Annotated in this window: 6 protein-coding genes; 3 read left to right on the top strand and 3 right to left on the bottom strand. The window is 71.9% G+C overall.

The genetic code is table 11. The annotated features are described in order from the left end of the window. The first annotated feature begins 182 nt into the window (after positions 1-182). Positions 183-1304 (top strand): AAA family ATPase, encoded by a 1122-nt coding sequence (locus tag AB5J87_RS32755; protein ID WP_369382095.1) that lies wholly within the window; start codon positions 183-185, stop codon positions 1302-1304. Positions 1305-1363: 59 nt separating this feature from the next. Next, complete coding sequence (locus AB5J87_RS32750; protein ID WP_369382094.1) at positions 1364-4156, top strand: hypothetical protein; 2793 nt, start codon at positions 1364-1366, stop codon at positions 4154-4156. Positions 4157-4297: 141 nt separating this feature from the next. Here AB5J87_RS32750 and AB5J87_RS32745 read toward each other — a convergent pair whose 3' ends face one another. Further along, complete coding sequence (locus tag AB5J87_RS32745; RefSeq protein ID WP_369382092.1) at positions 4298-5347, bottom strand: aldo/keto reductase; 1050 nt, start codon at positions 5345-5347, stop codon at positions 4298-4300. Positions 5348-5826: 479 nt separating this feature from the next. Between AB5J87_RS32745 and AB5J87_RS32740 the strand changes: the two genes are divergently transcribed. After that, positions 5827-7191: a cytochrome P450 gene (locus AB5J87_RS32740; protein WP_369382090.1), complete on the top strand. Its 1365-nt coding sequence runs from the start codon at positions 5827-5829 to the stop codon at positions 7189-7191. Between the two features lie 97 nt (positions 7192-7288). On the opposite strand, the gene AB5J87_RS32735 is transcribed toward AB5J87_RS32740, so the two are convergent. Both AB5J87_RS32735 and AB5J87_RS32730 read right to left on the bottom strand, forming a co-directional pair. Next, entirely contained in the window at positions 7289-8185 is an 897-nt protein-coding gene (locus tag AB5J87_RS32735; protein WP_369382088.1) for an ANTAR domain-containing protein, read from the bottom strand. 298 nt (positions 8186-8483) lie between these two features. After that, entirely contained in the window at positions 8484-10916 is a 2433-nt protein-coding gene (locus AB5J87_RS32730) for an RICIN domain-containing protein (RefSeq protein ID WP_369382086.1), read from the bottom strand. Between the last annotated feature and the right edge of the window lie 95 nt (positions 10917-11011).

The raw sequence follows: 11011 nt of genomic DNA, 5'->3' as shown, positions 1-11011 counted from the left end.
GACACAGCGGGCGGGGCATCGCGGCCCCGCGAGCCCGGCCACGTACGCCATCGGAGCGGTGCGCCCGCCCGGCGGCACGTCTGCTCCGGCTCACCGCCAGACCTCATCCGCGCCTCTCGCTCCTCCTTTTTCGCTCCTCGTTCACTCCTCCCTCCCTTTGTCACGCCCAGAAAGGCTTCGCCATGTCCGACCTGCTGCGCGCCCCCGCCGAACTGAAGTACGCCGAAGAGCTGGACTGGCTGGAGTCCATCGACGACGGCCCCAAGCCGTTCTCCTGGCGTCTGTCGCCCAAGATGGTCCGGCTGTTCATCCTCGGCTCCGAGCGGGCCGACGGCCTGGACCGGGAGGTCTCACAGAAGTGGTTCGGCGACCGGAGCTTCGTCGAGCGCTCCATCGTCACCCTGGCCTCCGACCGCGGTCTGCTGCTGATCGGTGACCCCGGCACCGGCAAGAGCTGGCTCGCCGAGCTGCTCTCCGCCGCGATCTCCCGCAACTCCACCCTGGTGGTGCAGGGCACGGCGGGCACCACCGAGGACCACATCAAGTACTCCTGGAACGTGTCCATGGTCATCGCCAAGGGCCAGTCGCGGGAGTCGATGATCCCCTCCCCCATCATGACCGCGATGGAGACCGGCGCCATCGGCCGCTTCGAGGAACTCACCCGTTCCACCAGCGACGTCCAGGACGCGCTGATCTCGATCCTGTCCGAGAAGTACATCTCGGTCCCCGAGCTGAACAGCGACGGCAACGACAACATCGTCTTCGCCCAGCCCGGTTTCTCCATCATCGCGACCGCCAACAGCCGCGACCGGGGCGTCAACGACCTGTCCTCGGCGCTCAAGCGCCGCTTCAACTTCGTCCGCATCCCGGTGGTGACGAACAAGAAGAGCGAGGCCGAGATCGTCCGCTTCCGCACCGAGGAGCTCCTGCGCCGCCACCAGATCGAGCTGGACGTGCCGCCGACGCTCCTCGACGTGCTGCTCCAGAGCTTCGCCGATCTGCGTGCCTCGGCGGCAGCGGCGGGCAGCGACGACGAGAAGCTGGAGTCCGCGCTGTCCACCGCCGAGCAGATCGGCGTACTCGAAGACGCCATCCTGCACAGCAACTTCTTCGGCGAGCGCGCCCTCACCGCCCACACCCTGGCCACCTCGCTCGTCGGCTCGCTGGCCCGCCGCGAGCCCGAGGACCTGGCGATCCTCAACAAGTATCTGCACGGGGTCGTCGAGCCGCGCGGCAAGGAAGAGGGCGGCGCCTGGCCGGAGTTCCTGGAGGCCGGACGCGACGCGATCGCCACCCTGTCATGAGCGGCGCGGACCATCCGGCCGCGCTGCGGGACGGCGGCGGAACACACGAGAGGAGCACCATGCGGGACGAGACCTTCGACGCGCTGCGCGGCCAGTTGCAGCAGGCCGCGACGGCGTTCGCGGACGGGCCCGACGCCCTGGAGGGCATCCTCCTGGGCATCGTCGAGGACGTCGACCGGGCGGTGCGCGAGCCGCTGGAGATCTTCCCCGTCTGCCACCACTCGCCCGCCTCGGCGCTAGCGATGGCGCGCAGGCTGCGCGAGAAGCGGCCCAAGGTGGTCTATCTGGAGCTGTGCGAGGACATGGCGCCGCTCCTGACCGAACTGCGCAACTGCCGACTGCCGGTGGCGGTCCAGGCGTTCGCGACCGAGGTCGACGGCTTCCCGGCCGACTGGTCGCCGCTCTCCGTGGTCGCGCCGATCACCGAGGCGTCGGCGGAGTACCAGGCGATCGCGTACGCCCTGGACACCCCGGGGGTCGAACTGGTCCTGGTCGACCGTTCCTCCGACCACGTCTTCCAGTGGGACGAGCGCGCCGCGCACTCCCCCGAGCCGGCCGGTCCGGACGCGCCGCCCGCCGAGGAGGAGGCCGCGCTGCACGGTGACGCGGTCGGTGTGGAGATCGGCGACCTGCGCCCGCGCTTCGCCGAACTGGAGGAGCACCTGCTGCGGCACGGCAAGGTGCGGCACTGGTCGGAGTGGTGGCACCAGTACGTCGAACTGCCCCTGGGCGACAGCGACCACGACACCTACCGCCAGGTCATGCTCCTGATCGGCAGCCTCTTCCGGCATCTCGCACCCGGCGACAGCCACCGGGTACGGGTGGACGAGGACCGCGAGCGCTACATGTGGACCAGGATGCGCGAGCATCTCGCGGCGAGCGGCGCGGACCCCGCCGACTGCCTCTACGTGTGCGGCGCCTTCCACGCGGCCAGCCGGGTCGCGGAGTTCGGGGTCGGGGGCAGCGACACGTACGAGATCGGCCCGCGCACCGCCACCAAGTGGCAGCACGGTCTGATCCCCTCCAGCCATGCGGCGATCGAGGCCCAGTTCGGACTGGCCGGGGGTTCGGTGTCGATCGCCGCGACGCTCTGGGCGAAGAACCTGCGGCGCACCCGGGTCGAGCCGTACCGGCTGGCGGGGCAGGCGGGCGCGAAGAAGCCGAGCGCCAAGAAGGGCGCGGCCAGGGCGATGCCCCCGGCAGCGCCACCGGCGGCCCCCTCGGACAGGCTGACGGGCTTCCTGCACCGGCCGCCCGTGCTGGACCCGCTCGACGAGGCCGAACTGCTCGGCTGGTCGGTGGAGATCGTGCGGGCCGCACGGCGCAACGGTTATCTGGCCTCCACCGCCGACGCCATCGCCGTGTTCGAGACGTCGATCCTGCTGGCCGGGATGCGCGACCGGGCCAGGCCCACGCCGTACGACTTCCAGGACGCGGCCGTCACCTGCATCGAGAAGGACTCCGTGCCGGGCCGGCGCGATGTGCGCCGCCTGGTGGAGATCATGATGGGCGGCGACCGGATCGGCCAGGTCGGCTACGACGCCCTGCCGCCCCTGGCCCGGGACGTCCACGACCGGCTCGCCCCGCTCGGCCTCAAGCTCCAGCAGCGCGGTGTGCAGCGCGCGCTGCTGGATGTGGCGGGGCGGCCGGAGCTGGGGCGCTGCTCCGACGTCCTGTGGATGCTGCGCCATCTGATGCCGCAGGGCGCCGCGCGCCCGATCATGGGCGAGCGGAAGCTGGGCGAGCAGCCGATCCAGGAGTCCTGGGACCTGGCGCTCGGCACCCATCAACGGGCGCTCATCGAGCTGGGGTACGAGGGGGTGAGCATCGAGCAGGTCCTGGAGCAGCGCCTGCGCCGCACGGCGTACGCACCACAGGCCACGGCGGCGACCGTCCTCGAAGCCGTCGAGGACGCGACCCTGTATCTGCGCAGCCGCCGTCTCTCCGACGAACTCGGCACGCGCGCGCTGGAGGTCCTCTCGGCCGAACGCGGTGTGGACGGCGCCCCCGAGGTGCTGCGCCGGGTGCGCCGACTGCTGGCGTACTACCGCACCAGTGAGCCGTTGCTGCCGCCGTGGATCGAGTCCTTCGTCAAGACCGGTTACGCGCACTACTGCACGCTGCTGCCGACGGCGTTCACCGACGAGGACGCCACGGTCCGCCAGGTGGCGGCGATGCTGGGCTTCCTGTTCAGCATGGAGGGCCTGGCGCTGTCGCTCGGCTGCGACCGCACCCAGCTGGAGCTGGCGGTCGCCCAGTCGCATCCGGACGACCCGTCGAAGACGGCGCTGCTCTGGGCCGCCCAGACCCAGCTCGGCCGGGTCTCCCGCGCCGAGCTGCGCGAGCGGTGCGACGAGCTGCTGGCCAATCCGATGGTGCTGCCCGCCTATCCGCGCTATCTCAGCGGTTTCGTGCAGGCCCTGGAGCCGGTGCCGGGCCTCACGGACTTCGTGGTCGAGGCGGTGTCGAACGCCTTCGGCCGACTGCCGGACCCGGTCCTCCTGCCCTGGCTGCCGACCCTGATCACCACGCTGCGCGCGGGCGGCGCGGAGCTGGCTCCGCTCCTGATCCGGGAGGCCGGGCGGATCTATCCCGGCCGACTGGCGGCACTGGACGCGTGGGTGCCGCCGTGGCGGGCCCAGCCGCTCACGGCGGGCACCTCCACCGCGCGGCCCGCCTCCGACGCCCCGGGGCTCGCACTGCTCGCCGCGCATCCCACGGCGTGCGACGCGCTGGCGGACCTGCTGGGATGCGGGGACGCGTGGGAGGCGCCGGCACCCGGGGGCGTACCGCTGCTCGGCCGTCACCCGGAGACGGCGAACGCGCTGGAGGTGCTGTTGGCGACCGTCTGAGCCCTGGGGTGCGTCTTTCGGATCCTGCCTGGGGCGTGTCCTTCGGATCCTGCCTGGGGCGCGGGATTCGGTCCCACCGCGACGGCGCGGCGGGACGGAAGCCGACAGGATCCGAAGGACGCGCCCCGGCTCGGCTCCGGTTCAGCGCGCGGACCGCTCTTCTTCCTCCCGGCCCGCCGAGGTGAGGGACATGTCCGCGTAACGGTCGCCCGCCACCTGGCCGCCGATCGGCTCCAGGAGCGCCAGCTCCTCGGGGGTGAGCGTGATCCGGGTGGCCGCGGCGTTCTCAAGGAGGCGTGCGCGCTTGCGGGTTCCGGGGATCGGCACGACGGCCAGGCCGTGCTCCTCGGCCCGCCGGTGGACCCAGGCCAGGGCGACCTGGGCCGCGGTGACGCCGTGGTCGGACGCGATCTTGTGCAGGGGGGCGAGGAGAGCCGCGTTCGTCCTGGCGTTGTCGCCGGAGAAGCGCGGCTGGGACTGCCGGAAGTCACCGCCGGAGAGTTCCTTGGCCGCGTCCGTGAAGGAACCTGCCAGGAAGCCCCGTCCGAGCGGCGAGTACGGGACGAACGCGACCCCGAGCTCGGCGGCCGTGCCGACCACGTCGCGCTCCACGTCCCGGCTGAACAGGGACCACTCCGACTGGATGGCCGTGATGGGGTGCACGGCGTGCGCCTCGCGCAGTTCGGCGCCGGTCACCTCGCTGAGGCCGAGGTGCCTGACCTTGCCCTCCCGTACCAGTTCGGCCATGGCGCCGACGGATTCGGCGAGCGGGACGGCGGGGTCGCGGCGGTGCATGTAGTAGAGGTCGATGACCTCGACGCCGAGACGGCGCAGGCTGTCCTCGGCGGCCCGCCTGATGTAGGCCGGGTCGTTGTTGATGGCCCGGTGGGTCGGGTCGTCGGCGCGGAATTCGAAGGCGAACTTGGTGGCCAGGGTGATCTCGTCGCGGTGCGCGGCGACGAACGGGGCGAGGAATTCCTCGTTGGCACCGGCGCCGTACATGTCGGCGGTGTCGATGAGGGTCACGCCCGCCTCGACGGTGGCCGCCAGGGTGTCGCGGGCCGCGGCGTCGTCGGTCCGGCCGTAGGCGGTGCTGATGCCCATGGCCCCGAAGCCCTGCACTCCGACGAGGGGGCCACCGGTGCCGAGCTCGACCTTGCGGATCTCTTGGATGTCGATGGAGTTGCTCATGATGGCGTTCAGCGCCCTTCCGGCGCCCGGTGGGCACCCACGAGAGAGTCGTTCCCGGCGTCCGGCGGTGCGGACGCGCGGGGATCTGCCGACGGATTCCGTACGGGCGAGCCGCCGGTCACCGTCGTGGCGACCACGCTAGAGGGTTCAAGTGCACTCCAGGCAAGCCGACTCGGGGAGCCGACACCCGCACCGAGGGGCGGCGCGACGGCTCCGCGCAGGCGCATCGCGGAGCGGGCGACGCACCCACCGACACGCCCCGTTGCGCCCCTCGCGGGCCGCTGTGCGCCGTTTCCGTGCCGGGGGCACCGAGGAAGGATGGTCGGGAGGCTGTCGCACGCGGGGGCGACGCGTGCGCGACCGATTTCCGCACGACGGCCGGATCGTGGACGAGCCGGCCGGGCAACGCGCAATCACACGAAGTGCCCGGGTGCCGGGAACACACGGCCCGGCACGATTCCCCCGGAGGCAATGACGTCATGACCACGACCCCGTCGCCGCGCACCGCACGTGCCGCAGTGGCCCCCGGCGGGCTGCCGGTCCTCGGTCACGCCTGGCAGCTCCACGCCCGGCCACTGGAGTTCCTCTCCTCGCTCCCGGCCCACGGCGACCTCGTACGGATCGGGATGGGCCCGGCCCAGGCGTATGTCGTCTGCCATCCGGACGCGGCCCACCAGATGCTCACGGACTCGCGGACGTTCGACAAGGGCGGGCCGTTCTTCGACAAGGCGCGTGTTCTGTTCGGCAGCAGTCTGCCGATGGCCGGATGGCGCGAACACCGCTGGCAGCGCCGCCAGATGCAGCCCGCGTTCCAGGCGGACCGGATCCAGGGGTACGCGCGGGTGATGGGCGAGGAGATCGACCGGATGACCGCCCGCTGGCGGCCGGGGACGCGGCTGGACGTCAGCGAGTCGCTGACCAATCTGACCCTGCGGATCGTCACCCGCAGCGTGCTCGCGGCGGAGGCGGAGGACTCGGCGGTGGCCGAGGTGCAGGAGAGCCTGCACCTCGTCATCGACGGCATCTACCAGCGGGTGATGCTGCCGCTCGGACCGCTGTACCGGCTGCCCACCGCCGGCAACCGCCGCTACCGGCGCGCCTGCACCCGGCTGCACCGCGCCATCGACGGCATCATCGCCGAGCGCCGCGCCCGGCCCGAGGGCGACGACCTGGTCTCCATGCTGCTCGCGGCCCACGACGACGACACCGGCGAGCCGATGTCCGACAAGGACGTACGCGATCAGCTCATGGTGATGATCGGCGCCGGATTCGAAACCACCGCCAACACACTGTCGTTCGCGTTCTGGCTGCTCAGCCAGCACCCCGAGGCCGAGAAGCGGGTCCAGGCCGAGGTGGACGGGACCCTGGCGGGCCGCACCGCCACCCCCGCCGATCTCGATCAACTCCCTTACACCCAGCGCGTGATCAGCGAAGTGCTGCGGATGTATCCGCCGGGATGGTTCTTCACCCGGGTCACCACGACCGACACCACGCTCGCCGGTCACCCGCTGCCCGCCGGCACCGCGCTCCTCTACAGCGCCTACCTCCTCCAGCACCGCCCCGACCTGTTCCCCGACCCGGAACGCTTCGACCCCGACCGCTGGCTCCCGCCGTCCGACGACAACGTCCCGCGCGGCGCCCATGTCCCGTTCGGCGGCGGCAACCGCAAGTGCATCGGCGACCAGTTCGCCCTGATCGAGATGGCGATGGCCCTGGCCACGGTCTCGTCCCGCTGGAGCCTGCGCCCCGACCCCGACGCCACCCTCCGCATCCAGGCACGCGGCACCCTGGGCCCGGGCCGACTGATGATGACGTGCCGTCCACGCGCGACGCCACCGAAGTGAGGCAGGGGCCCGCGACCCGAGGGGTTTATCAACCTCCGCACCGGCTACCCGCCCCCTGCGTTCGGCAGGCCTGCGGGGCGAAGGCGTCGGTGAGTTGTCACTCCAGCTGCCGACGCCGCTGCGGCGGCGGGTGCGGGGTGCCGGTGAGGCGGCCCGTGGCGTGGAGGTGTTCCAGGGCGTCCAGGACGACGGTCCGCTCGTGCCAGGTCAGCCAGCGGCCCACCTGCTGACCCGTCGCGCCCAGCGCCTTGAGCTGGGCGGGGTGGAGGTCGGGGGTGGGGCGTTCCAGGTGCGCGGAGACGATGCCCTTGCAGGCGCCCTCTTCGTCCACCAGCGGCACGCTGTGGCAGGCGCGACTGCCCGCCGCGAGGATGGCGTGCCGCGCCGACGGGGTGAACACCGGGTCGGTGGCGACGTCGTGCACGGTCGTCTGCTCCAGGTCTCGCGCCGCTCGGGCACAGGACGTACCGCTCTCCCCCACGAAGGCGAAGAAGCTGACGAAGTCCTCGCTGAGTCCGACGTGCCGCTCGATGCGCAGACCGTGTGCGTCGCGGTCCGCCGTCTGTACGTTGCCCATGCCGGTCCCCGTGATGACGAGGGCCTGCGAGAGCACCGCGGCCAGCACCTCGCTCCGGTTGACGTGGTCGGCGTCCGCCAGCCCGAGCACGTCCAGCGACGGCGGCGCCTGCCGTACGCGCCCCGGGAACCACAGTCCCTTGGGGCTCTCCGGGCGGGGCGCCCGGACGACCGCCTCGGCCAGCACCCGCAGTTTGATGTTGAACCGCTGCGAGGACTGCCGCAGCAGGGTGAACGCGGTCTCCGCGTCGGCCAGCCCGTACCGTTCCTGCAGCAGCCCCTGGGCGTACGAGATGACGGGCTTGCTCCGCAGCTGCGCCCGCAGATGTCCGACTTCCTCGCGCAGCCGCGCCGCATCGGAGCGGACGTCGTCGCTCCGCGGCACCTCGTCGGGTCTGTGGCCCGCCTCGCCCGTCATGCGAAGGCTCCCGCCCGTCTCCCGGGCGCACGGCGGGTTCCCTCCTCGCGCGTCGCCCGGTGGAGGACGCGCGGAGCATCCTCCGCCGGATCACCCATCGCCATGTGTGCGACACCTCCCCTGGTCACGGTCCCGACGCTCTCATCTGTTGCCCAGGACGCCGTGGGGGTACACGTGCGGCCGTGCACCGGGGCCGTGCCGTACCGGGGAGGGGCGCTGGCGGGTGGGCCGCGCGCCGCCGGTCCGGGGCGCGAGCCGCGCGGCTCGGGCCCCGGACCGTGAGGGGTGGAGCGCGCCGTCAGCCGGTCTTGACCAGCTTCCAGCACTGATTGGCGCCGCCGTTGGCCGGCCACTGGATCACCTGGGCGCCCATGGTGGGCGACGCCCCGCTGACGTCCATGAGGTGGCCGTCGAGACGGGATTCCAGGGTGTAGCAGCCGTGGTCGCCGGGGGTGACGCGCCACTGCTGGTTGGTGCCGCCGTCGGCGCTCTTGAGGGCGAGCTGGACGCCGGGGACGACACTGCGGTCGGGCACGTTCACGTTCCGCCCGCTGCCGACGCCGGTGACGGTGTAGTAGCCGTCGCCGGTGGCGGCGAGGCGCCACCGCTGGTTGGCGCCGCCGTTGCCCGGCCACTGGATGAGCGGTGTGCCGTCGGACGTGCCCTGCTGGGAGGCGTCGAGGAGCTGGCCGCTGTGTGCGTTGACCAGCTGGTACGTACCGTCGAGCGGCGCCGTCGGCCCGGGGGTGACGCTCAGGTTGGCGAACTGCGCCCCGTAGTGGCCCGCCGTGCCGAGACCGACCTGGCCCGCGCCGTAGCTGTCGTCGGTGACGGTGGCGAGGGTGGTGCCGTCGAGCGCGGCGGTGATGGTGGCGCCGTCGAAGGCGAGGGCCAGGTTGTGCCAGGTGTTCACCCCGGGCGCGGCCACCGTGCCCCCGGCGAGGGTGGTGTACGACCAGGCGGTGTCGGTGCGCAGCAGTGACCAGGTGCCCGTGTCCGCGACGCGCAGGTGGTAGGCGTTGAGCCCGTTGTTGTTGCGCCCTTGCGTACCGACCCGGCCGAGCAGTTCGACCGCGCCGGACCGCTCCAGCAGGGCGTCCGAACTGACCGTGTAGTTGCCCCAGTTCACGTCTCCCAGCAGGGTGTACGGCTGCGGCGACGACTCGTCGGTCCAGCGGATGGGGATGGTGGGTGCCTGCTGGCGCAGGCAGCGGCCGGTGCGTCCGCCCGCGCACGGCGCGGTTTCGAAGGCGCCGTTCATGGTGGCGGCGTAGCGCGCCTCCCGCCCGGTGCCCGTGCCGGCCAGCGTGTCCCGGTAGGGCAGGGCGAGCGGGGCGCGCTGCGGGGAGGTGACGGTGCCCGCGCCCTGGCCAGTCGTGGTGGTGACGGTGTAGATGCGGCCGGGCCGCAGGGTGAGCTGGTACGTGCCCGAGGTCGCGGTGAGGTCGGGTCCCGGCACCAGGTGGGCGGTGGCGCTGTCGCTGGAGAAGTCGGTGGACCAGACGTGCGGGGTGCCCGCCGGCAGACCGCCCGCGACCTTGAGGGTGACGGTCTGGGCGGCGGTCGCGTCCATGGTCTCGAAGACGGTGGACCAGGCGGCCTTGCCGGGCGCGGCGTAGCTCACGTAACTGCCGTTGGCCCGGTTGCCCGCGAGGTAGCCGGAGGCGGTGTCCAGGTACTTCCAGCCGGGGGCCGTGAACTGGGTGGTCTGCGCGGTCGCCCAGGCGCTGCGGTCCACGCTGTACGCGCCCGACCAGGGCTGGTTGGCCGTCACCAGACCCATGCTGTTGAACGACAGGTTGGGGTAGAGCGCGGCGGCCACGGGCCAGTTGATGTACGCCGTCATCCTGGCGTCGAGGTAGCCGCGGTTGATGGCCCGGGCCATCGGCACGGCGCCGGTGGCCGCGTCCTCGGAGCCGTTCTCGCTCGCCCACAGCTGCTTTCCGGTGGCGAGGGCGTCCGGGGTGGTCGAGCAGCTGGTCATGGCGGACATGTACCCGCACGGGTAGTGCGCGCCGACGATGTCCACGGCCGAGTCGAGCGCGCTGTCGGCGCGCATGGCGGTCGCGATCTGCCAGCCGTCGTCGGCGCCGACGACCTTGGTGGCGTACCCCTTGGCGGCGAGGGTGGCGTGGAGGTTCTTGTACCAGTCCGCGTTGTATCCGCGCTCGTTCCAGCCGCCGAGGTAGTCGATGGTGAGGTGGTGCCGCTGGGCGCAACCCAGCCAGGTCATGAGGTAGTCGATGGTGTCCTGGGACCAGAAGTTGCCGTTGCCGATCCAGCCGGGCGCTCCCCAGGACAGCGCGGCCAGCTTGATGCCGGGGTTGCGGGCCTTGGCCTGCTCCATCAGCCACCACTCGTAGCCGCTGTCGCAGTCGACGGTGCCGCGGGTGTGCTCGATCGAGGACTCCGCGCCGTCCGTGGAGTTGGTGTCGCCGCCGATCTCCACCTTGAGGATCTGGAGGGCCGCGCCGTATCCGGGCGTGAACAGGTAGTCGAGGATCTGGCCGCGCTGTGGCTCGGGGTAGTCCGCCAGCAGCCGGGTGTTGCCGCCGCCTCCGCTGATCGCGCCCACGCCGTCGAAGGTGCGGCCGGGGGACGTGCCGTCCACGGTGATCGCGGTGGTGGCGGCCGGGGCGGCGGACGGTACGGAGGCGGACGCCTGCGGCACGGCGGTCAGCGAGAGGCAGAGGAGCAGAACCGCGAGCAGGGCGCGGGGAATTGATCTCATCGTGGTGCGGCCCTCCCTGGACGGAAATGATGACATGCACGCACATTTTCGATCACAAACAAACTCAACTGAGCAGCAGCAAACACTAGGAAGGC

It is taken from the genome of Streptomyces sp. cg36 (assembly GCF_041080675.1).
In the GTDB taxonomy this organism is placed as follows: Bacteria; Actinomycetota; Actinomycetes; order Streptomycetales; family Streptomycetaceae; genus Streptomyces.
This window is presented reverse-complemented; position numbering and strand designations above follow the sequence as displayed.